24 protein-coding genes and 1 pseudogene are annotated in these 20,327 nt (G+C 73.9%); 13 read left to right on the top strand and 12 right to left on the bottom strand.

Features of this window, described 5'->3' with window-relative positions:
- Positions 1–21: 21 nt before the first annotated feature.
- Together ACGFIS_RS24940 and ACGFIS_RS24935 are read right to left on the bottom strand one after the other, a co-directional pair.
- The gene (locus ACGFIS_RS24940) at positions 22–1,227 is read right to left on the bottom strand and encodes a hypothetical protein (protein WP_392972699.1); all 1,206 of its coding nucleotides are present in this window, start codon (positions 1,225–1,227) and stop codon (positions 22–24) included.
- 213 nt (positions 1,228–1,440) lie between these two features.
- A complete protein-coding gene (locus ACGFIS_RS24935) occupies positions 1,441–1,584 on the bottom strand; it encodes a hypothetical protein (RefSeq protein WP_392972697.1) in 144 nt (47 codons plus the stop codon).
- 288 nt (positions 1,585–1,872) lie between these two features.
- Here ACGFIS_RS24935 and ACGFIS_RS24930 point away from each other — a divergent pair, with 288 nt between their 5' ends.
- From ACGFIS_RS24930 to ACGFIS_RS24890, 9 genes are all read left to right on the top strand, one after another.
- Positions 1,873–2,280, top strand: a complete 408-nt coding sequence (locus ACGFIS_RS24930) for a hypothetical protein (RefSeq protein ID WP_392972695.1) — start codon at positions 1,873–1,875, stop codon at positions 2,278–2,280.
- Between the two features lie 199 nt (positions 2,281–2,479).
- Complete coding sequence (gene gvpJ, locus ACGFIS_RS24925) at positions 2,480–2,917, top strand: gas vesicle protein GvpJ (RefSeq protein ID WP_392904211.1); 438 nt, start codon at positions 2,480–2,482, stop codon at positions 2,915–2,917.
- Positions 2,914–3,699, top strand: coding sequence for a GvpL/GvpF family gas vesicle protein (locus tag ACGFIS_RS24920; protein ID WP_392972693.1), 786 nt, complete (start codon positions 2,914–2,916; stop codon positions 3,697–3,699). Before gvpJ ends, ACGFIS_RS24920 begins: the two co-directional genes overlap by 4 nt.
- Before the next feature lie 3 nt (positions 3,700–3,702).
- Entirely contained in the window at positions 3,703–3,966 is a 264-nt protein-coding gene (locus ACGFIS_RS24915; protein WP_392972691.1) for a gas vesicle protein GvpG, read from the top strand.
- A 10-nt stretch (positions 3,967–3,976) separates the two neighbouring features.
- Positions 3,977–4,237: a gas vesicle protein GvpO gene (gene gvpO, locus ACGFIS_RS24910; RefSeq protein ID WP_392904220.1), complete on the top strand. Its 261-nt coding sequence runs from the start codon at positions 3,977–3,979 to the stop codon at positions 4,235–4,237.
- A gap of 49 nt (positions 4,238–4,286) precedes the next feature.
- Positions 4,287–4,667, top strand: a complete 381-nt coding sequence (locus ACGFIS_RS24905; protein WP_392904223.1) for a gas vesicle protein — start codon at positions 4,287–4,289, stop codon at positions 4,665–4,667.
- Positions 4,664–5,566, top strand: a complete 903-nt coding sequence (locus ACGFIS_RS24900; RefSeq protein WP_392972689.1) for a GvpL/GvpF family gas vesicle protein — start codon at positions 4,664–4,666, stop codon at positions 5,564–5,566. Before ACGFIS_RS24905 ends, ACGFIS_RS24900 begins: the two co-directional genes overlap by 4 nt.
- On the top strand, positions 5,563–5,769 hold the full coding sequence (locus ACGFIS_RS24895; protein WP_392904227.1) for a gas vesicle protein: 207 nt from the start codon (positions 5,563–5,565) through the stop codon (positions 5,767–5,769). The genes ACGFIS_RS24900 and ACGFIS_RS24895 overlap by 4 nt, the downstream gene beginning before the upstream one ends.
- Complete coding sequence (locus ACGFIS_RS24890; RefSeq protein WP_392904228.1) at positions 5,766–6,263, top strand: gas vesicle protein K; 498 nt, start codon at positions 5,766–5,768, stop codon at positions 6,261–6,263. The genes ACGFIS_RS24895 and ACGFIS_RS24890 overlap by 4 nt, the downstream gene beginning before the upstream one ends.
- Positions 6,264–6,275: 12 nt before the next feature.
- Here ACGFIS_RS24890 and ACGFIS_RS24885 read toward each other — a convergent pair whose 3' ends face one another.
- Complete coding sequence (locus ACGFIS_RS24885; protein WP_392972687.1) at positions 6,276–7,127, bottom strand: methyltransferase domain-containing protein; 852 nt, start codon at positions 7,125–7,127, stop codon at positions 6,276–6,278.
- 28 nt (positions 7,128–7,155) lie between these two features.
- On the opposite strand from ACGFIS_RS24885, the gene ACGFIS_RS24880 reads away from it, so the two are divergent.
- Complete coding sequence (locus ACGFIS_RS24880) at positions 7,156–8,682, top strand: PLP-dependent aminotransferase family protein (protein WP_392972685.1); 1,527 nt, start codon at positions 7,156–7,158, stop codon at positions 8,680–8,682.
- A 30-nt stretch (positions 8,683–8,712) separates the two neighbouring features.
- On the opposite strand, the gene cydC is transcribed toward ACGFIS_RS24880, so the two are convergent.
- The 7 genes from cydC to ACGFIS_RS24845 form a co-directional block, all read right to left on the bottom strand.
- Positions 8,713–10,449 (bottom strand): thiol reductant ABC exporter subunit CydC, encoded by a 1,737-nt coding sequence (gene cydC, locus ACGFIS_RS24875; protein WP_392904234.1) that lies wholly within the window; start codon positions 10,447–10,449, stop codon positions 8,713–8,715.
- Complete coding sequence (gene cydD, locus ACGFIS_RS24870) at positions 10,446–12,023, bottom strand: thiol reductant ABC exporter subunit CydD (RefSeq protein ID WP_392904237.1); 1,578 nt, start codon at positions 12,021–12,023, stop codon at positions 10,446–10,448. The genes cydC and cydD overlap by 4 nt, the downstream gene beginning before the upstream one ends.
- 61 nt (positions 12,024–12,084) lie before the next feature.
- Positions 12,085–12,831 carry a cytochrome d ubiquinol oxidase subunit II gene (locus ACGFIS_RS24865; protein ID WP_392904239.1) on the bottom strand — a complete coding sequence of 249 codons (747 nt, stop codon included), beginning with the start codon at positions 12,829–12,831 and terminating at the stop codon, positions 12,085–12,087.
- Positions 12,832–12,844: 13 nt separating this feature from the next.
- Positions 12,845–14,095: a cytochrome ubiquinol oxidase subunit I gene (locus ACGFIS_RS24860; protein WP_392905109.1), complete on the bottom strand. Its 1,251-nt coding sequence runs from the start codon at positions 14,093–14,095 to the stop codon at positions 12,845–12,847.
- Between the two features lie 120 nt (positions 14,096–14,215).
- Positions 14,216–15,364 carry an MFS transporter gene (locus ACGFIS_RS24855; RefSeq protein WP_392972812.1) on the bottom strand — a complete coding sequence of 383 codons (1,149 nt, stop codon included), beginning with the start codon at positions 15,362–15,364 and terminating at the stop codon, positions 14,216–14,218.
- A gap of 119 nt (positions 15,365–15,483) precedes the next feature.
- Positions 15,484–16,050, bottom strand: a complete 567-nt coding sequence (locus ACGFIS_RS24850) for a TIGR03086 family metal-binding protein (RefSeq protein ID WP_392972683.1) — start codon at positions 16,048–16,050, stop codon at positions 15,484–15,486.
- Between the two features lie 229 nt (positions 16,051–16,279).
- Complete coding sequence (locus tag ACGFIS_RS24845; RefSeq protein WP_392904244.1) at positions 16,280–16,813, bottom strand: GNAT family N-acetyltransferase; 534 nt, start codon at positions 16,811–16,813, stop codon at positions 16,280–16,282.
- A 179-nt stretch (positions 16,814–16,992) separates the two neighbouring features.
- Here ACGFIS_RS24845 and ACGFIS_RS24840 point away from each other — a divergent pair, with 179 nt between their 5' ends.
- Positions 16,993–17,325 (top strand): YnfA family protein, encoded by a 333-nt coding sequence (locus ACGFIS_RS24840; RefSeq protein ID WP_392904246.1) that lies wholly within the window; start codon positions 16,993–16,995, stop codon positions 17,323–17,325.
- A 33-nt stretch (positions 17,326–17,358) separates the two neighbouring features.
- Here ACGFIS_RS24840 and ACGFIS_RS24835 read toward each other — a convergent pair whose 3' ends face one another.
- On the bottom strand, positions 17,359–17,820 hold the full coding sequence (locus ACGFIS_RS24835) for a hypothetical protein (RefSeq protein WP_392904248.1): 462 nt from the start codon (positions 17,818–17,820) through the stop codon (positions 17,359–17,361).
- 53 nt (positions 17,821–17,873) lie between these two features.
- On the opposite strand from ACGFIS_RS24835, the gene ACGFIS_RS24830 reads away from it, so the two are divergent.
- Together ACGFIS_RS24830 and ACGFIS_RS24825 are read left to right on the top strand one after the other, a co-directional pair.
- Complete coding sequence (locus ACGFIS_RS24830; RefSeq protein WP_392904251.1) at positions 17,874–18,941, top strand: tyrosine-type recombinase/integrase; 1,068 nt, start codon at positions 17,874–17,876, stop codon at positions 18,939–18,941.
- A gap of 117 nt (positions 18,942–19,058) precedes the next feature.
- A complete protein-coding gene (locus ACGFIS_RS24825) occupies positions 19,059–19,643 on the top strand; it encodes a dihydrofolate reductase family protein (RefSeq protein WP_392904253.1) in 585 nt (194 codons plus the stop codon).
- 57 nt (positions 19,644–19,700) lie between these two features.
- Here the strand turns inward: ACGFIS_RS24825 and ACGFIS_RS24820 are convergent.
- Positions 19,701–20,270 (bottom strand): annotated as a pseudogene (locus ACGFIS_RS24820) (sigma-70 family RNA polymerase sigma factor); the annotation flags it as partial.
- Positions 20,271–20,327: the final 57 nt, after the last annotated feature.

The raw sequence follows: 20,327 nt of genomic DNA, 5'->3' as shown, positions 1-20,327 counted from the left end.
GCCCGCACGCCTCGGGATGCGTCACCAGGGGACGGCGCGGGCGGTGATGTGGTGGTCGGCGGGGTCGTAGTACGACAGCAGCAGCGCGTCGCGGGTGCTGAGGCCGGGGTGGCCGATGAGGGCGCGGCACTGGTTGAGGCCCGACCCGCCCGAGCAGGGGACGGTGCCGTCCGCGGCGGGGGTCCAGGGGCCTTCGGGGGCCGGCGCGCGCCAGAGGCGGTACCGCCCGTCCAGGCCGCGCTGCTCGACCATGACCAGGCCCTTGCCGTGGGCGCTGTAGTCGGCGACGTGGACCAGGTAGGGCGCGGCGCCGCGCACGACGGTGCGGGCCTGGGCGGCGTCGGGGGTCCAGCCGCCGGGCGTCCAGTACCGGTAGGCGGCGGGGTCGCGCCAGGCGGCCGGGTCGGCGCGGACGCGGGCGAGGGTGACGCGCCCGCCGTGGCAGGCGCCGAACGCGGAGGTGTCGCACACCGAGGCGAACAGGTACAGGTGGCCGCGGGCGAACACCGGTGAGCCGAGGTTGTGCTGGAACGGCAGCCCGGCGGGGGAGTTGAACAGCCGGGCGCGGCCGGTGAGGGCGTGGCCGTCGGGCCGGTAGGTGACCAGGCCGAATCCCTGGGTGCTGATGGTGGTGCCGTGCACGCACACGTCGGTGTAGGCGATCAGGAGGGTGGCGGTGCCGGGCGGGCGGGCGGCGCCGGAGGCCCAGGAGGCGCCGTAGGCGGTGCCGGGGATGTGGCAGGCCCGGCCGCCGGGCAGGACGAGGCCGGGCGGCGCGCCGAGCATGCCCTGCGGGGGCCGCGCCCGCCCGGACGGTGACGGCCCGGTGGACGGGCCGGCGTCCGGTGTGGCGGGCGGGCTGGGTCCGCCGTCGGGGGTGGGCAGTTCGGTGAGGGGGGCGGGGACGCGGCCGGGGTCGGCGGGGCCGGTGGCGGCGGTGGTGCCCAGCCACAGGCCGGGGCGGGCGCCCTTCCAGACGGTGTCGCAGAACAGCCAGATACTGCGGCCGGGCCGGCCGGGCAGCGGGGCGCTGTAGCCGCAGTCGCGGTCGATGGTGTTGCCGGGGGCGGCGGTCTCGTAGGCCGACAGGACGCGGGCGGGCGGCGCGGTACCGGGCGGGCGGGGCGGGGAGGAGGAGATGCCGGCCGCGACGGCGATGACCGCGGCGAGCAGGGCGGCGACCGCGGCGGCCAGGCAGATGCGGGCACGGGGAAGGCGGCGGGTCAACGGTGCCCTCCTTCCCGGGCGCGGCGCGGTTGCGGGTGGGTTTCGGTGACGACGGCCCGCGCTCGGCTCGGGCCGGCGCGGGTCGGGCGGTGGTCGGGCCGGGCCGGTGGGTGCGGCTCGGCGGTGGGTCTCACAGAGTGGCCTGTCGCGGGGCCGGTGGGCAAACGGCGCCGCGAGTGCCGGTCCGGCGCGGGTGTCTCACAAGCGGGTGTCTCAGAAGCGGGCGGTGAGCGCGGCCGCGGCGATCGACAGCGGCATGAACCACCACCAGCCCGGGTCGAGGGCGGCGTGCCCGGTGACCGTCCGCCCGGCGTGCGGCCCGGACGGCGGCAGCCGGGCCCGCGGGTGGGCGGGCATGGCTTGCGCGTACCCGGAGGGGCGGATCCAACCGTCGCCGCCGTCGGCGGGCCGGGATGTTTGCCGCGGCCGGGCCGGGTAGGCCGGTGGTTTCAGGCCCCGTTCAGCGAGCCCGGAACGGGGCGGGGGAGGCGCCGGCGACCGGGTTCGGGCGCGGATCGGCCCGGCGCGGGACGGCCTCTTCGACTTCTACGCCGGTGAGGTGCCGCAGCGGTTGCGCGGCGGCCGACGCCGGCACGTCCCGGGGCGACGCCCCGGGCGGTACACCCCCCCGATGGAAGGACGGACATGAACACCTCCTCGGTGCCCGGTGACGGGCCCGGAAAGGCGAGCAGGAACGCGGCCGGCGCCGCGGGCAAGGCGGGAAAGGCGGGTGCGGGCAGGGCCGGCAAGGCCGGTGCGGGCACCGCGCAGAAGACCGCCGGAGGAGCCGCCAAGGGCGGCGCGGCGGCCGCCGGGCGCACCAAGGGCGCGGCCGAGGGCGGCGCGCAGGGAGCGGCCGGCGCGGCCCGGGGCACGGCGGCCGGCGTCCGCAAGGGCGCGGCGCAGGCCGGCGGCCGGGTGGCGGCGCTGCCGGGCCGGGTGGCGGGGCTGGCCAGGCTGATGACGCTGGCGCGGCTGCTGCGCGCCGTCCCGGTGGCGGTGGCAGGTGCCGCGGGCGTCGTCGTCGGGCGGCTCACGGCGCGGAAACGCTGACCCCCGGGCGCGGCCCCGCAGGCGCCCCCGGAGCGGCCGTCCCGGCCCTCCGGGGGCGCCTTCGCGTCCTTGACCGGCGGGTTACCGAATCGGGGCGGTCAGTTTAGGGAGATCAGTGCGGGTACAGGGGGGACGTGAACAACCGCCGAAACCCCCCCAAATAACACCAAACCCTCGACCCCCACAGGGAGTGAATGACATGACTGGGCCGATCGCCCAGCAGACCTCGGGCAGCAACTCCGTCCAGCGCGGCGGATCCGGCAGCAGCCTCGCCGACGTCGTCGACCTGATCCTGGAAAAGGGCCTGGTCATCGACATCTATGCCCGGGTCTCGCTCGTCGGCATCGAGATCCTCACCGTGGACGTGCGGATCGTCGTCGCCAGCGTCGACACCTACCTGCGCTTCGCCGAGGCCGTCAACCGCCTCGACATCGCCCACGACGGCACCTCACAGGGGCTGCCGCAGTTCGTGGAGGGCATGCAGGAGTCGGGCGCCAAGAAGAAGACCCGCGGCGCCCTCGAAGGCGCCCAGGAGCGGCTGAAGGAGACCTTCGGCGGCGACGACGACTCCGAGGACGACGACAGGCAGCCCGCACGGCGCCGCTCGTCCCGCAAGAAGGAGGACGAGGAGTCATGACCACGCCGCAACCCCCCGGCGCCCCCGCCCCCGGGGGCACCCCCCAGTACGTGTACGGGGTGACCCGATCGGGCGCGGCCCTGCCCGGCGACGTGCACGGCCTGGACGACCTGCCGGTCACCCTGGTCGAGGACGGCGGCGTGTGCGCCGCGCTCGTCAGCGACCTGCCACGCGACCGGGCGCTCGGCGAACGCGCCGACCTGGTCGCCCACCAGCGGGTCCTGAACGCGCTCGTCGACGCCGGGACCGTGGTCCTGCCGTTCCGGTTCGGCGCGGCGCTGGCCGACCGCGCCGCCGTGGAGAAGGAACTGCTCGCCGACAACTCCGAGCGGTTCGGGCACATCCTCGACCAGCTGGACGGCAGGATCGAACTGCGCCTGAAGGCCACCTACGTCCAGGACGCGGTGCTCCGCGAGATCATGGCGGCCGACCCGGAGATCGCCGAGCTGTCGCGGCGGCTGCGCGAGGTCTCACCCGACGTCGCCGACGCCGTCTACTACGACCGCATCCGGCTCGGCGAGCTGATCACCCAGTCGATGGAGCGGCTCCGCGACGCCGACGGCCGGGCGCTGCTGGACGGCGCCGCCCCCGCGGCCGAGGCCGTCGCCGCCAAGACGCCCGTCCGCGAGGAGGACGTCCTGGACGCCTCGTTCCTGGTCCACGCCGACCGGCGCGCCGAGTTCGAGCAGGCCGTCGACAAGCTGGCCCGCGACCACGCCGAGCGCGTCAAGGTCCGGCTGATCGGGCCGCTGCCGCCCTACGACTTCGTCCCGCAGGAGTAGGCGATGGGGCTGTTCACCGGGCTGGTGACGCTGCCGCTGGCGCCCGTGCGCGGCGTCATGTGGCTGGCCGAGACGCTCACCGAGCAGGCCGAGGCGCAGCTGTACGACCCGGGGCGGATCGCCGCGGAGATGCAGCAGGTCGCCGATGAGGCCGCCGCCGGCGAGATCACCGATGACGAGGCCGCCGAGCGCGAGGAGGACCTGATCCGCCGCCTGAACGAGGGCCGTGCCCGCGAGCAGGCCCGCCGCGAGCAGGCCGGCGGCTAGGGGGCACGTGATGATGTCCGCGTCCGAGGCCGCCAAGCGGGCGGCCGAACACGTCACCGCGATGACCGGCCGCAGCGCCGAATGCGTGGTGGGGGTGGAGCGCGCCGGCGAGGACGCCTGGCGCGTGCAGGTGGAGGTGGTGGAGACCCGCCGCATCCCCGACTCCGCCGACATCCTCGCGATCTACGAGACCGAGGTGGACGCGGACGGGGAGCTGGTCGGCTACCGCCGCGCCCGCCGCTATCCGCGCGGACGAGTCGAGAGGGACTAGAGCATTGAGTGAGACCTCCTGGAGCGGAACGCGGTCTCCCACACGGTCGATGGCCGGGGAGAAGACGTCGGCCAACCTGGCCGACCTGCTGGAACGCATCCTCGACAAGGGCATCGTGATCGTCGGGGACATCCGGGTCAACCTGCTCGACATCGAGCTGCTGACGATCAAGCTGCGGCTGCTGGTGGCATCGGTGGACCGGGCCAAGGAGATGGGCATCGACTGGTGGGAGCACGACCCGTCGCTGTCGTCCAAGGCCCGGCAGGCCGACCGGCGGGTGGAGGACGGCGGCGGAGACCGCGCCCTGCAGGAGGAGAACCGGCGGCTGCGCGAGCGGCTGGCCGCCCTGGAGGCCGGCGACGGCGCGGACGACAGGGCCGCCGCCGCGCCGGCGGCACGGCCCGGGCGGGGGAAGGAGCCCAGACCATGACCGGCACACCGTTCACCGGCGACACCGCCGTCTACCTGTACGGGGTCGCGCGGGACCTGAACCCCGCCGCGCTCGGCGACGCCGCCGGAGTGGCGGGCGCACCGGTCCGCGGCGTGGTCGCCGGCGGGCTGACCGCACTGGTCAGCACCGTGCGGCTGGAGGAGTACGGCGAAGCGGCACTGCGCGCCAACCTGGAGGACCTGGCGTGGCTGGAGGCCACCGCCCGCGCCCACCACGACGTCGTCGACCGCGCAGCGCACGCCGCGCCGACCGCCCCCGTCCGCATCGCCACCCTCTACCGCGACGACACCCGCGTCGCTGAGGTCCTCACCACACAGGGCGAGCGGTTCGACGCCGCCCTCGACCGCATCGCCGGCCGCTCGGAATGGGGCGTGAAGGCCTACGCCGACCCCGGGACGCTGCGCGGCGACGCACCCGCGGGCGGCCCCGCCCCCGCAGACCCCGGTGGGGGGCTCGCGCCCAGCGCCGAGCCCCTCACCGGCCCCCGGCCCGACGCCCCCTCCGGCGGCTCTTCCGGCGGCGTGGGGACCGCGTACCTGCGCCGCCGCCAGGACGAGCGCCGCCGCCGCGCCGACGCGGCACGCCGGACCGGCGAGCAGGCCGACGGCGTGCACGCCGAACTCGCCGACCACGCCGTGGCGTTCCGGCACCACCCGCCGCAGGACCCGGGCCTGTCGGGCCGCCGCGGAACCCAGATCCTCAATGTCGCCTACCTGCTGGACGAGGAGCAGGTCGAGGGGTTCCTGGCGGTGACCCGCGCGGCCGCCGAGCGGATGGCGGGCATCGAGGTGGAGGTGACGGGGCCGTGGCCGCCCTACTCCTTCATCGACACCGCCGACACCACGCCCGCGCCCGAGCCGGGGGACGCGACCCGGTGACGGCCGTCCTGGACCACGCCGGCGACGCGCCGATGGAGCGGATCGCGCTGGTCGACCTGCTCGACCGGCTGCTGGCCGGCGGCGTCGTCATCACCGGTGACCTGGTGATCTCCATCGCGGGCATCGACCTGGTGCAGGTGTCGCTGCGGGCGCTGATCACCAGCGTCCGCGACGAACTGCTGCCCGAGGAGGACCTGCCGTGACCCGACCGGACCACGCCCCCACCGGCCGCGAGCCCACCGGCCGCGAGCGCGAGCCGGTGACAGGGGAGGTGTCGGTGCGCGACCCCGCCGCCGGGGACCCCTTCACCGACGACATCCTGGCGGGCCGCACCGGCGGCTCATCAGCCCACGCCCCCGTCCGCGCCGCGCCCGCCCGCGGCCCCGACCGCGAGATGGGGCCGCGGGAACGCTCGTCCCGGACGATGCAGCGGCTGCGGTCCGACCCCGAGACCGTGGAACGCGACCTGGTCAAACTCGTCCTCACCCTGGTCGAGCTGATCCGCCAGCTGATGGAGCGCCAGGCGCTGCGCCGCGCCGAGGGCGGCGACCTGTCCGACGACCAGATCGAGGCGCTCGGGCTGGCGCTGATGCGGCTGGACGAGGCGATGACCCGCCTCAAGGACCACTTCGACCTCGACGACCACGACCTCAACCTCGACCTCGGCCCCCTCGGCCCGCTCCTGCCGCAAGACTGACCGCCGGCCGGCTCACACGGGCGGGTTGACGGCGACGGCCTTGAAGAACGTGTAGCAGAACGTCCCGTCCGGGCCGGCGGCGCGGCGCAGCCCGGCGACGCCGCGGTCCCAGCCGGCCCGCGTGGACAGCCCGGCCGCGACGGCCTCGTCCCCGACCGCCTCGACCATCGCGGTGAAAGTGTCCAGGGTGAACCCCCGCGCCAGCGCGGGGCGCCCCGGATCGGCGTACACGGTCCTGGGGGAGACGGTGACGCCGCCATATCCGGCGCCGGCCAGCAGCGGCCGCAGCCGCCGCCCGATGAGCGCGTCACCGCCCGCGGCGGCCTGCAGCGCGACCAGGTGGCCGATCACGGCGCGGGCATGGGCGCAGTCGGGATGAAAGAACGCCGACCCGTGGTCGCCCTCGATCACGGTGAGCGTCCCGCCGGGCCGCAGCACCCGCCGCAGCGCCGCCAGCGCGCCGCGCGGGTCGGGCAGGTGCTCCAGGACGAAGCACACGAACAGGTGATCGAACTCGCCGTCGCCGAACGGCAGGTCGTGCAGGTCGGCGTGCGCCCACGCGACACGTGCGCCCGGGACGGACGCGGCGACGCGGGCGCGGGCCTGCTCCAGGGAACCGCGGGACACATCGACGGCGGTCAGCAGCGCGCCGGGGGAGCGCGACACCAGATGCACCGTCTGCGCGCCGACCCCGCAGCCGGCCTCCAGCACCCGGCTCCCGGCCGGGTAGGACGTGCCGTCGTGCAGCAGCCCGGCGAGCGTGTCGGCCTGGTCGCCCAGCCGCCGCGCCTCACGACCTGAGTAGCCGTGCACGTAATCACCCGGCGCGTGATCAGCGGGACCGGTCGTCGTCGTTGTCTCCATGGCACCACCGTGGCCGCACAATGGCCTGATGAACAGATCCAAAGCCAACGAACCCGACCGGTCCATAACACGGGGCGCGGAACAGCCGGGCCCGCAACCGCGGGGGTCGGACTTCCTCCAGCTGGACCCGGCCGACGCGCCGCCGGGCGGCCTGTCGGACTGGCTCGCCCGGCGGCTGCGCGAGGCGATCGGCGACGGCCACCTGCCCGTCGGGTCCCGGCTGCCCGCCACCCGCGTCCTGGCGGCCGAGCTGCGCGTGTCCCGCGGCGTGGTCACCGAGGCCTACCACCGCCTGATCGACGACGGCCACCTCGCCGGCCGCGGCCGCGCCGGCACCGTCGTCGTCGCCGCCCCGCTCACCGCCCCGCCCACCCGGCCCGCCGCCCTGCCCGGCACCCGGCAGGACGCCCGGCCCGGCCTCGCGTTCCCCGGCGAACCGGCCGCCGACGTGTTCGACGTCCTGCGCGCCGCCCCCGCACGCGTCGACCTGTCACCCGGCCTCCCCGACCTGTCGGCGTTCCCCCGCGCCGCCTGGCAACGCGCACAACGCGCCGTCCTGCGCGACCTTCCCGCCCCCGCCCTCGGATACGGCGACCCGCGCGGAGCCCTCCCGCTGCGCGCCGCGGCCGCCGCCTGGCTCGCCCGCAACCGCGGCGTCCGCGCCGACCCCGCCGAGATCATCATCGTCGCCGGCACCGCGCAGGCCCTCGGCCTCATCGCCCGCGTCCTGGCCCGCGACGGCATCACCGCCGTCGCCGTCGAGGACCCCGGCTCCCTCGGCGTCCGCCAGCACCTGCGGCACTGGGGGATGGCCACCCCGCCCGTCCCCGTCGACGCCGGCGGCGTCCGCGTCGACCGCCTCCGCGACACCGGCGCACCCGCAGCCCTGCTCACCCCCGCCCACCAGTTCCCGACCGGCGCCGTCCTCACCGGGCACCGCCGCCGCGAGCTGATGCGCTGGGCCGCCGACGGCGGCCTGGTCATCGAGGACGACTACGACGCCGAACACCGCTACGACCGCCCCCCGACCCCCGCGCTGCGCTCACTGCTCACCGACCGCACCTTCTACACCGGCAGCGTGTCCAAGCTGCTGGCCCCCGCACTGAGGACCGGCTGGCTCCTGCCGCCGCCCGCCCACCTGGACGCCGCCGTCGAGGAGAAACGCTTCGCCGACCTCGGCAGCGCCGCCCTGCCCCAACTCGTCCTCGCCGAACTGATGGACTCGGGCGAGATGGAACGCGGCCTGCGGCTGCTGCGCCGCCGCCACCGCAGCCGCCGGGACACCATGATCGACGCGATCGCCGCGCACCTGCCCGGCGCCGCCGTCCACGGCACCGCCGCAGGCCTGCACCTCACCGTCACCTTCGACGCCGCCTTCCACGACGCCGACCTCGCCGCGGCCGCCCTGCACCACGGCGTCAAGACCCAGCCGCTGTCCTGGCACGCCCAGCGGCCCACCCGGCCCGGCCTCGTCCTCGGCTACGCCGCCGTCCCCGCCACCGGCATCACCGAAGGCATCACCACCATCGGACGGGCCCTGCGCGACCTCACCTGACCCCGCCCGCCCCTGGGCGCACCCGGCCGGTCACGCGGCCAGCAGCTCCGCCTCCCACAGATCCCGGTACGCCCCCGCCGCCGCGACCAGATCACCGTGCCGACCGCGCTGCACCACCCGCCCCCGGTCCAGCACCACCACCTCGTCGGCCGCGTCCAGCGCCGCGAGCCGGTGCGTCACCAGCAGCAGCGTCCCCCCGCCCGGCCACTCCAGCAGATCCCGCGTCAACGCGTCCGCCATCGCCGGATCCAGCGCCTCGGCCGGCTCGTCCAGCACCAGCACCGGCGGATCGGCCAGCAGCGCCCGCGCCAGCAGCAGCCGCTGCCGCTGCCCCCCCGACAGGCCCCGCCCACCCGCCCCGACCACCGTGTCCCACCCGTCCGGCAGCGCCTCCACCACCTCGGCGAACCGCGCCCGCGCCGCCGCGGCCTCCAACTGCGCCACGCTCGCGTCCGGCCGCGCCAGCAGCAGGTTCGCCCGGACCGTCGCCGCGAACACATGCGCGTCCTGCGCCAGCCCCCGCACCGCCGCCCGCACATCACCGGGCGCGTAACGGCCCAGAGCATGCCCGCCCAGCACCACCGCGCCCGACGCCACCGGCACCTCACCCGACACCGCCGCCAGCAGCGTGCTCTTGCCCGCGCCGCTCGCCCCCACGACCGCGACCCGGCGGCCCCGCTCCACCCGCAGATCCACCCCGTCCAACGCCGCGGCCCCACCGCCGTAGGCGACGCGGACGCCCAGCAGCTCCACACCCAGCGGCCCACGCGGCATCCGCACCGGACTCCGCGGCACCGCCGCCGGGGGAGCGGCCAGCAGCACCCCGACCCGCCGCACCGCCGGCACCACCTCCCGCAACCGCTGCGCCGCCGACGCCAGCGGCAGCACCGACTCCACCGCGACCAGCGCCGTCAACGCCGACACCGCCACACCGACCTCGTCGAGCCCCCCGCGCAACCCCACCCACACCACCGCCGCGACCGTCGCGCCCTGCACCGTGAAACCCGCCGCCGCCACCATCGCCGACACCCGCGCACCGGACCGCTCCGCCGACTCCAGCCGCCCCGCCGCGTCCCCCGCCCGCGCAGCGAACCGGCCGGACGCACCGAACATCGCCAGCTCCGCCGCACCCTCCAGCACGTCCAGCGCCCGCACCGCCAGCACCTCACGCCCGGCCGCCACCCGCGCCGCCGCACGCCCGCCCGCGACCGACGCCGCCACCGGCAGCACCACCCCCGCCACCAGCAGACCCCCGGCCAGCACCACCGCCGACGACGGCAGAACCACCCCGCACACCACCACACCCGCCGCACCGCACGCCACCGCCGCCACCGCCGGCAGGACGCACCGCAGCAGAAGATCCTGGACGGCGTCGACATCCGACACCATCCGCGTCAGCGCATCACCGTCCCGCACCCCGCGCCCCGCCGCCCCGCCGGGCCCGGGACGTACCCGCCCCGGGCCCGCCGCCAGAGCGTCGAACACCCGGCCCCGCAGCTCCGCCAGCGCCCGCAACACCGCGTCATGACCCGCCAACCGCTCCACATACCGCAGCGACCCCTTCGCCAGCGCGAACCCCCGCACCGCCACGATCGCCAGCGACAACGCCGCCAGCTCCGGCCGCTGCGCCGCCCGCGCCACCAGCCACGCCGCCGCCGCGATCAACCCCAGCCCGCACAACTCCGCCGCGGCCCCCGCTAGCCCCGCACCCACCAGCCGCACCCCATGCGGACGCACCGCACCCCACACACCCCGCACGCCGCTCACGCCGCCTCCCCGCACACACCGCCCGCGACCCGGCCCCCCTCCAACCGCACCACCCGGTCCGCCACCCCCAGCAGCGCCGGACGATGCGCCACCAGCACCGCCGTCCGCCCCTCCAGCAGCCGCCCCGCCGCGTCCACCAGCACCCGCTCACTGTGCAGATCCAGCCGCGCCGTCGGCTCGTCCAGCAACATCACCGGACCACCCGACAGATACGCCCGCGCGATCGCCAGCCGCTGCCGCTGCCCCGCCGACAACCCCGCACCCCCCTCACCCAGCACCGTCGCGAACCCCTCCGGCAGATCCTCCACGAACTCCGCCGACGCCGCCCGCGCCGCCTCCACCACCCGCTCATCACCCGCACCCGGATCACCCAGCCGGATGTTGTCGGCCACCGACGCCGCGAACAGATGCGGACGCTGCGGCACCCACCCCACCCGCGACCGCCACCCCTCCACGTCCAGCTCCGCAAGATCCACGCCGTCGACCAGCACCCGCCCCGAATCCGGCACCACAAGCCCCGCCAGCACCAGCAGCAGCGTCGACTTGCCCGCACCCGACGGACCCGCGACCGCCACCCGCTCACCCGCCGCCACCCGCAACGACACACCCGCCAGCGCCGGCTCCCGCGCCCCCCGATACCGCACCGTCACATCCCGCAGCACGATCTCCGGCGCACCCCCCGCGACGACCACCCGCCCCGCCGGCCGCACCACCGGCGCGTCCAGCACCGCGAACACCTCCCCGGCCGCCGCCACACCCTCCGCACACGCATGGAACCGCTGACCCAGCGCCCGCAACGGCGAATACACCTCCGGCGTCAGCACCAGCACCAGCAACCCCGCCGACAACGCCATCTCACCCGCCAGCAGCCGCAACCCCACCGGCACCGCCACCAACGCCACCGACAACGCGCACACCAGCTCCAGCACCAGCGACGACAAGAACGCCACCCGCAAAGCCCGCACACTCGCCCGCCGATGCCCCTCCGCCAGCTCCCGCACCACCACCGACTGATGCCCCGTCCGCCCGAACGCCCGCAACGTCGACAGCCCCGCCAGCACATCCCGGAAATGCCCGCCCAGCCGGTGCAGCAGCCCCCACTGCCGCCCCGTCAACGCCGCCGTACGCATCCCCACCAGCGCCCCGAACACCGGAACCAGCGGCACCGTCACCAACACCACCAGCGCCGACGCCCAATCCGCCGCCACCAGCCGCACCAGCACCACCACCGGAATCACACACGCCGCCAGCAGCTGCGGCACATAACCGGTGAAGAACGGATCGACCCCGTCCAGCCCCCGCGTCAGCAACGTCACCCGCGACCCCGCATCACCCGCCGGCGCGTCCAGCAGCGCCCCCCGCAGATTCCGCTTCACCCGCGCCGCCGCCCGGCCCGCCACCAGCGACACCGCCCACGCCAGCACCGCACGCCCCGCCACCGCACCCACCAGCCACGGCAGCGGACCCGCGTCCAACCCCGCCACCGCCCGCACCAGCAGCTCGGCCTGCACCACCAGCAGAACACCCTGTCCCGCCGCCAGCACCCCCAGCACCACCGTCACCCGGCGGGGCACACACCCCAGCAGACGACGCTCGACACCCTTCACCCCAGCCCCCAGACCCCGGGCCACCCGGCTACAGGTACGAGGGCGACTCGACCCGCCCACGGAACGTCCACCACACCAGCGCCTGCGACCCCAGCAGCAACGGCAGCACCACCACCGTCGTCACCGCCGTCATCGTCAACCCCGCACCCCCGGCCACCGCCTCCGACCACGGCAACCGCACACCCGCCACCACCGGCGCCGCCACCATCACCACCGCCGACACCGCATACCGCGACGGCACCCGCCCCGCACGCGCCGCCAGAACACCCACCGGCAAACGCCACCGCGCGAACCCCGCACCATGCCACGCGAACACCACCGCCAGCGGCAGACCCAGCACACTCCCGGCGTTCAACCCGCCGCCCCCCAGCACCGAACCCAGCACCGCACCCCACGCCAGCGCCAGCGCCCAGCTCCCCACCACGATCGCCGCATCACACCCGCCGCGCCACGCCACCGCATCCACCCGGCCCCGCAGCCACAACCCCATGTCCCGCACGACCCACCCGATCAGCAGCACCGCCACCAGCGGATACAGCTCCTCCAGCAGATCGTGCTCCAACCCCGGGAACGCACCCGCGACCAGCCCCGCCGACGCCACCAGCCACACCTCGTTGCCCAGGAAGAACGGCGCGAACGACGCGATCACCAACCGCCGCTCCCGCTCATCCCGCCCCAGCCACGGAAGCAGCATCCCCACCCCGATATCCGCACCGGCCAGCACCAGGTACCCGCCGGAGAACACCGCCAGCAACACCACCGCAAGAGCTTCCATCACCGAACTCCAGTCAGAACGTCGGGCTCATCACCGGCGCGGCCGGCTCCACCGGGGGAGAGGCACCAAGACCCGACCCCTCCGGCCCCCGCCGCGCGAACCGCACCAGCAGCCACGCGTTCACCACGAACAGCAAAGCGAACAGCACCGTGAACGCCACGAACGACACCGTCATCGTCCCCGGCCCCACACCCGGCGACAGCGCGTCCCGCGTCTTCAGCACCCCGTACACCATCCACGGCTGCCGCCCCACCTCACGGAACACCCACCCCGACACCATCGCCACATACGGCAGCGGCACCGCCACGACCATCACCACGTGGAACACCCGCCCCCGCACCAGCCACCCCCGGAACGGAAACTTCACCAGCGCCACCAGCGCCACCAAGACCATCAACGACCACATGCCCGTCATCAGGCCCTCACCGACCGCCGCCAGCCCCGGCGCCATGTACTCGTCCGGCCCGAACCGCGCCGAAAAATCCGCCACCGCCGCCGGCGCGTCATCCCCACCGATCTTCGTCGGCTGCACATACGCGAACTGCGCCCCACCGAACATCACCACCGGCATCACCGACAAGATCACCGTCAGCAACCCGATCCGCATCGACCGCCGGAAGAACTCCACCTCCGCCGTCCGCCGGAACAAGTGATAACCGCTCACCCCGGCCATGAAGAACCCCGCCGTCAGCAACCCGCCGAACAGCACATGGAAGAACGCCAGCACCGCCGTCGGATTGGTCAGCAACGCCCCCACATCCGTCAGCCGCGCCGCACCGTCCACCATCTCGAACCCCACCGGACGCTGCAGCCACCCATTCGCCACCAGCACGAAATACGCCGACAGATACGCCGTCAGCGTCACCACCCAGATCAGCGCCAGATGCACCCACCGGTTCAGCCGATCCCACCCGAAGATCCACAACCCCAGGAACGTCGACTCCACGAAGAACGCCACGATCGTCTCCAAAGCAAGCGGCGCCCCGAACACACCACCCGTCACCCGCGACATCCCCGCCCAGTTCAACCCGAACTGGAACTCCATCACCAACCCCGTGACGATCCCCACCGCATAGTTCACGACATACAGCTGCCCCCAGAACCGCACCATCCGCTCATGCACCGCACTGCCCGACACCGCCGCCCGCGTCTGCGTCAATGCCACCAGCGTCGCCAGCCCCAACGTCAACGCCACGAACAGAAAATGGGTACCGGCCGTCAACGCGAACTGCACCCGCGCCAACATCAACGGGTCCACACCCATGAGCACGCCCCAAGAATCGCTCCGAACCGACTCCACGATCCTCAGCGCACACACCACACCCGCGAATCAGGCGCGAGTGTTCAACCGCCCTGCACCTTTCGCGCAGCCCCAACCCCGCCCCTACATCTCCCGATGTACACCACCACGCCGCCCCGCCAACCCCAGTACGACAGCCACCACCACATACGGCACCGACGCCAACCCCATCAGCACCCCCGCATCACCCCACCGCGACCCCAACGCCCAACTCGCGAACATCAGCACCGCCACCGTCTCCGAACCGAGCCCCGCCACCGACGTCACCGTCGCCCGCGCCCCATCACCGATCCGCTCCTGCAACCGCGCGTCCGCCGCCGCCATCGCCCACCGGAACACCCCGAACGCCACCGCCACCAACACCAACCCGCCCGGCCGCCCGCCCAACGACCCCGCCGCCAGGCACACCGCACCCACCGCCAGCACCGGCGCCAGCCACCGCACCCCACGCCCCGCCAACCAGCCCCCCACCGCATCACCCACCGTCACCACCATCACCAGCAACGGCACCGACGCCGCCGCCACCCCCGTCGACCGCACCAGCAACGGCACATACTCATCCAGCGCCGTCACACCCTCCACCACCATCACCAGAACCAGCGCCCACCGCACCGCCGGCTCCCCGCGCAGCTGCGCCCACCCCTCACCCGCCACCGACGCCAGCGACGCCCCGCCCCCATCCGCGTCCCCGCCACGGCCGGCACCCCGCGACTCCGGCAGGAACCACCCCGCCACCGCACACAGCACGCACACCGCCACACTCGCGACGCCCGCCGCCCGGTAACCCCCACCCGCCAGCACCGGCGCCGCCACCGCCGAAGCCGCCACCACCGCCAGCAGCGACACCGCCTCCGACCGCCCGATCAACCGCGCATACGCCCCCGCCGCGCCCGCACGCCCCAGCTCCTCGTACACCAGCGCCTGCATCGTCCCCGAACGCAGCGCCGACCCCACACCCCACAACACGAAACCCGCAGCGAACGCCGGATACGAAGGAAACGCCACCCACAACCCGAAACCCACACCCGCCAGCAGGGGAGCGAACACCAGCAACAACCGGCGCGAGAACACATCCGCCCACAAACCGGACGGCAGCTCAAAAGAGAACGTCGTGACCGACCAGATCACGAACAGCGACGAGATCGCAGCGGGAGACAACCCGGCATCGGCGAAAAGCACCGCGTACACCGGGTACAGAAGAACGAAATCCTCGAGGAACGCGTAGACGTACAGCCTGCGCGCGAGCCCCGCCTCAGGTGAAGATCAATGTCGTCGAGCCATACCAGCACCATAACCACACCGCCCCGGCCACCGCACCCCCGAATTCCCGGGGGAGGGGAGCGGCCGAGATCTCACCCACCGGAAGTATCGCGGCCGAACAACGCGAGCAGGCGCGCCTGGTCATCGGCGCCCTGGGGGACAGGACGCTCGGAACCGACCATTCCCCGCTCACGCCCGCCGGGCGCCATCCGCCGCGCCGTCTCCAGCGCCGGACCCACCAGATCCGCGTCGAACACCACCGGCTGCCCGGTGGCCTGCCCCAGATCCCACGTGTGGACGAGCAACTCCAGCGGATACTGCTCCAGCCACTCGCGCACCGTCATCTCCAGCCCGACACCCAGCGTGATCCGCCGCGCCAGCGCATCGGGCACCAACTCGGCCGTCATCCGGGCCCGCACCTCGCGCCAGGACGCCACCGGATCCTCACCCGCCACCTCGCGCCAATCCGGATCGTCCCGGGGGAGCGGCCGGCCGGCGGCGCGCATCTCGACCACCAGCAGCCCCGCGATGACGTGCCCGGCGACATCGACCGCGCACCAGCCCTCACACGGCGACGGCGACAACCACCGGTCCGGCGGCGTCGCCGCCAGCACCGCCTCGAAACCGTCCAGCGCACGAACGAAACGCTCAGGAATCACGGCACCCGCACCGCCCACATCAGATCGTCCTCACACGATCATCACACGATCGCACCGCACGCGACACCCGTTCCCCACACCGCCAAGAAATGACGCTGGCCGGGGGCGGTGTGCGATCGGGCGGACCGCCCCAGCGCCCCCGATCGACTCTCTACTTAACATAATGTGCATTATCGACCAACGATCAGCGCAACTGGAAGCGGGGCGAATCACCCGTGATCCGCCTTCTTCACGTGCAGTGGGCGCGGTTCCCGCCGCCGGAGCCGCCGAGGTCGATCCAGAAACGGTCTTCGCCGCGGGCGCGGCCGTCCTCGACGCCGCCGTTCGCCAGGATCACGCGGCGCGACGGCTCGTTGCCGGCGGCACAGGTCAGCAGGACGCGTTCCAGGCCGAGGCGGCGGCATTCCATCAGCCCGGCGGCCAGCATCCGCGTGGCGTGACCCTGCCGCCGCCACGCAGGGACGACGTGGTAGCCGACGTGGCCGCCGGCCTCGGCGAGCTCGGGCGTCAGGCGGTGCCGCACGAGCAGCGTGCCGAGGTAAAGCTCGTCCGCCACGTACCAGAAGGTCGTGCACGGGACGCCCCACCGGCGCTGGACGCCGTGGCGCTCGGCGACGAACGCCGCGAAGTCCTCGGCGGCGTTCTCCAGCCATCCGGCGTGGTCGCCGCTCGCCAGATGGTCCGCCCACTCCCCGGCCAGGAACGACTCGCGGACCGCCGTGGTCGGCCGCACGAGGCGCGGCGGATGGAGAAGCTCGGGCACGGTCCGAGTATCCCCGGCGGGCGTCGCGATCGGATGCGTGCCCGGTGTCCGTGGCGAAGAAGTTCACTTAACCAGACAGAAGCTGAATTCTGTCTGGTATGCGCACTTTGTGCGGATTGACCTGTTCTTATGGGTCCCTCTTGCCCGGGCCCGCCCGGCGGGTTCGTAGGGTGAGCCGAATGAGCGTGCTTCGGTCCGTGGGGTTGTTCGTGCTGGCGGCCATGGCCGAGATCGGCGGGGCGTGGCTGGTGTGGCAGGGATGGCGGGAGCAGCGCGGACCGCTGTGGATCGCCGCCGGCGTCCTCGCGCTCGGCGCCTACGGGTTCGCGGCCACGTTCCAGCCCTCCCCCGACTTCGGGCGGATCCTGGCGGCCTACGGCGGTGTGTTCGTGGCGGGCTCCCTGGCCTGGGGCGTGGTCGTGGACGGTTTCCGCCCCGACCGCTGGGACATCGCCGGGGCCCTGATCTGCCTGGCCGGAGTGGCCGTGATCATGTACGCGCCGCGCGGCTGATCCCTCTCCCCCGGTTCCGTGGCCTTGCCGTGGTCATGCCAGGTGGCGGCGGTGGGGTTCGAGGGCGCGGATGTAGTCGACGAGGCGGACGCCGATGTCGAAGGGGATGTCGGATTCGGTGAGGTCGGGGTCGGGCCAGGTCTCGGAGACGCGGCGCCAGGTGCCGCGGCCGAGGAAGACGCCGGTGAGGGGGTCGTCGCCGAGTTCGGCGCGCCAGGCGGGTTCGGTGGCGAGGAGGCGGCTGAGGGCGGCTTCGTTGTCGGGTTCGTCGCGGTGTTCGGCGTGGAATCCGATCTCGATGGCGTGGGTGCGGGTGCCCGGGGCGATGCCGGCGGGGATGATCTGGGCTTCGTAGTGTTCGCGCTGGGGTGCGGGGTCGCCGAACCAGGCTTTGACGCCGTTGTGGCGTACGTGGACGTGCGGGGTTCCGAGGGCGGGTGGGGTGGATCCTCGGATGATCTCGCCGACCTGTTCGAAGAGTGCCCTGTCGGTCATCGGGGTCGATCTTACGGCGTGCGCTGTCGGTGGGGGGATGTAGCGTCCGGCGCGTGCGTCCCTCTGATGTTCAGCGCCTGACCGTTGCCGAGAGCGTCGACCGGTATGGGGAGATGGTGCGTGCGAAGACCTCGACGGGTGCGCTGACGCCGAAGACGGCGGAGGTGTACGTGCGGGATGTGGTGACGTTCGCGGTGCTGGCGGGCGGGGATCGGGTGCTGGACGATCTGACGGGCGAGGACGTCGATGAGGTGCTGCTGGGTTTCGCGCGCAAGCCTGACGGGCGTCGGCGGGGTGCGGTGGACGCGGGGGGCGCCGGGGCGCGGGGTGGTGCGGTGCAGAGTGCGGCGTCGCAGGCGCGGTTCCGGCGGTCGGTGTCGGCGTTCTTCAAGTATGCGCTGGTGGCGGGGTGGGTGCAGCTGAATCCGATGGATGCGGTGACGGTGCGTCCGCGGCAGCGGGGTGGGTTGCGGGCGCAGCGGCGGGCGTTGACGGTGGAGCAGGCGGAGGGGTTGCTGGGGGCGGCGCGGGGTTTGGCGGAGGCGGGGCCGGCGGCGCCGGGGCGGGGGCGTGCGGATCAGCGGACGGAGTTGCGGGACGGGCTGGTCGTGTTGCTGCTGGCGGCGGTGGGGCCGCGGGTGTCGGAGCTGACGGCGGCGAACGCGGAGGATTTCTTCGTCAACGGGGGGACGCGGTATTGGCGGATCTTCGGTAAGGGCGGGCGGACGCGGGATGTGCCGCTGCCGGGTCCGGTGGTGGAGGTGCTGGACGCGTATCTGGCGGAGGGGCGGGGGCTGCTGGATCGGGGGCGGGAGCCGAAGGCGCTGCTGTTGTCGTGGCGGGGGCGGCGGCTGGCACGGGGTGATGTGCAGGCGGTGATCGATCGGGTTCTGGCGCGGGTGGAGCCGGGGCGGCGGCGGAGTGTGACGCCGCATGGGCTGCGGCATACGACGGCGACGCATCTGCTGGCGGCGGCGACGGACATGGATGCGGTGCGGCGGGTGCTGGGGCATGCGGATCTGTCGACGCTGGGGCGTTACCGGGATGAGTTGCCGGGTGAGCTGGAGGCGGCGATGCGGGTGCATCCGCTGCTGGGGCCGGTGGAGGGCCGCCGCGGGTGACGGTCCTGGCCGGCCGGGTCGTGTCGGGGTTCGCGGGTCTGGCCGTTCGCGCACCGGTTAGGTTTCCGCGCCGCGTCCGTTTGTAGGTGTGAGATCGACTTACGGGAGGCTGGCACGATGCGGAAACTGATCTTCGGCATGAACGTGACCCTGGACGGCTTCATCGCCGCGACCGGCGACGACCTCGGCTGGAGTGGCGGGGAGGGTCCGGACTCGTCGCCGGGCGACGAGTTTTTCCAGTGGTGGTCCGACCGGGTGGGGGCGACGGGCCTGGCGCTGTATGGGCGCAGGTTGTGGGAGGTGATGAGCTCCGACTGGCCGACCGCCGACCGGCGGCCCGGCGCCACCCCGGCGGAGATCGAGTTCGCGCGCCGCTGGCGGGACATGCCGAAGGTGGTGTTCTCGTCGACGATCGACACGGTCGACTGGAACACCCGTCTGGTCAGCGGCGATGCGGTCGCCGAGATCGCCCGGCTCAGGGCCGGGGACGGCGGCCCGATGGACATCGGCGGCGCGACGCTCGCCGGGGCGGCCATGCGGGCCGGGCTGATCGACGAGTACGTGATCATGACCCATCCGGTCTTGGTGGGCGGCGGCACGCCGTTCTTCACCGCGTTGGACGGCTGGGTGAACCTGAACCTGGTCGAGACGCGGACGTTCCCCGGCGGCGTGGTGCTGACGCGCTACGAGACGAGGCGATGAGCACGGCGTCGTGGCGATGCAGCGCCAGTCGAGGCGGCGGTCGGGCAGCTGCTCGCGCATGGTCACGCGCGCCCGCTGCAGTGCGCTGGTCACCGATGCGCTGGTCAGTTCGAGGGTGTCGGCGGCCTTCGACGCCGGCCAGCCGAGGACGTCGCGGAGGATGAACACCGCCCGCTGCCGCGGCGGCAGGTGCTGGACGGCGGCGATGAACGCGAGTTCGCTCGTCTCCCGCGCCACCGCCGATTCCTGGGGGTCCTCGGGGAGTATCCGGTCCGGGTAGGGCTGGAGGTAGCGCACTTCTGAGCCCGCGTCCGGCAGTTCGGCGGGCAGGGGTGTGCGGTCGTTGCGTTTGTCCAGGAAGTCGAGGCAGGCGTTCGTCGCGATCCGGTACAGCCAGGTCCGCAGCGCGGCGTGGCCTTTGAACGACTCCCGTTTGTTCCACGCCCGCAGGAACGTCTCCTGCGTCATGTCCTGGGCGTCCTCGTAGTTGGCGAGCATCCGGTAGCAGTGCACCTGCAGCTCACGCCGGTGGCGCTCGGTGATGAGCGCGAACTGTGCTGTGTCACGTGAGCGGGCCGCCGCGATGAACGCGGCGTTTTCCGCGCCTGGCAGTCCGGCGTCGGTCATGGTCGTCGATCCTTCCGCAGGTGGCGGGGGTGCAACCAGGACTGACGACGTGGCGGA

The sequence above is a fragment of the Spirillospora sp. NPDC048824 genome, assembly GCF_043198455.1.
In the GTDB taxonomy this organism is placed as follows: Bacteria; Actinomycetota; Actinomycetes; order Streptosporangiales; family Streptosporangiaceae; genus Spirillospora.
This window is presented reverse-complemented; position numbering and strand designations above follow the sequence as displayed.

Bases quoted from the DNA above. Each gene is read 5' to 3' on its own strand.
- ACGFIS_RS24860 (WP_392905109.1), bottom strand. From the start codon at position 14,095: ATGGGTGTGGACCCGTTGATGTTGGCGCGGGTGCAGTTCGCGTTGACG.
- ACGFIS_RS24835 (WP_392904248.1), bottom strand. From the start codon at position 17,820: ATGACCGACAGGGCACTCTTCGAACAGGTCGGCGAGATCATCCGAGGA.
- ACGFIS_RS24920 (WP_392972693.1), top strand. From the start codon at position 2,914: ATGACCACGCCGCAACCCCCCGGCGCCCCCGCCCCCGGGGGCACCCCC.
- ACGFIS_RS24930 (WP_392972695.1), top strand. From the start codon at position 1,873: ATGAACACCTCCTCGGTGCCCGGTGACGGGCCCGGAAAGGCGAGCAGG.
- ACGFIS_RS24885 (WP_392972687.1), bottom strand. From the start codon at position 7,127: ATGGAGACAACGACGACGACCGGTCCCGCTGATCACGCGCCGGGTGAT.
- ACGFIS_RS24900 (WP_392972689.1), top strand. From the start codon at position 4,664: ATGACCGGCACACCGTTCACCGGCGACACCGCCGTCTACCTGTACGGG.
- ACGFIS_RS24935 (WP_392972697.1), bottom strand. From the start codon at position 1,584: ATGCCCGCCCACCCGCGGGCCCGGCTGCCGCCGTCCGGGCCGCACGCC.
- ACGFIS_RS24840 (WP_392904246.1), top strand. From the start codon at position 16,993: ATGAGCGTGCTTCGGTCCGTGGGGTTGTTCGTGCTGGCGGCCATGGCC.
- ACGFIS_RS24865 (WP_392904239.1), bottom strand. From the start codon at position 12,831: ATGGAAGCTCTTGCGGTGGTGTTGCTGGCGGTGTTCTCCGGCGGGTAC.
- ACGFIS_RS24905 (WP_392904223.1), top strand. From the start codon at position 4,287: ATGGCCGGGGAGAAGACGTCGGCCAACCTGGCCGACCTGCTGGAACGC.
- gvpO (WP_392904220.1), top strand. From the start codon at position 3,977: ATGATGTCCGCGTCCGAGGCCGCCAAGCGGGCGGCCGAACACGTCACC.
- ACGFIS_RS24915 (WP_392972691.1), top strand. From the start codon at position 3,703: ATGGGGCTGTTCACCGGGCTGGTGACGCTGCCGCTGGCGCCCGTGCGC.
- gvpJ (WP_392904211.1), top strand. From the start codon at position 2,480: ATGACTGGGCCGATCGCCCAGCAGACCTCGGGCAGCAACTCCGTCCAG.
- ACGFIS_RS24880 (WP_392972685.1), top strand. From the start codon at position 7,156: ATGAACAGATCCAAAGCCAACGAACCCGACCGGTCCATAACACGGGGC.
- ACGFIS_RS24825 (WP_392904253.1), top strand. From the start codon at position 19,059: ATGCGGAAACTGATCTTCGGCATGAACGTGACCCTGGACGGCTTCATC.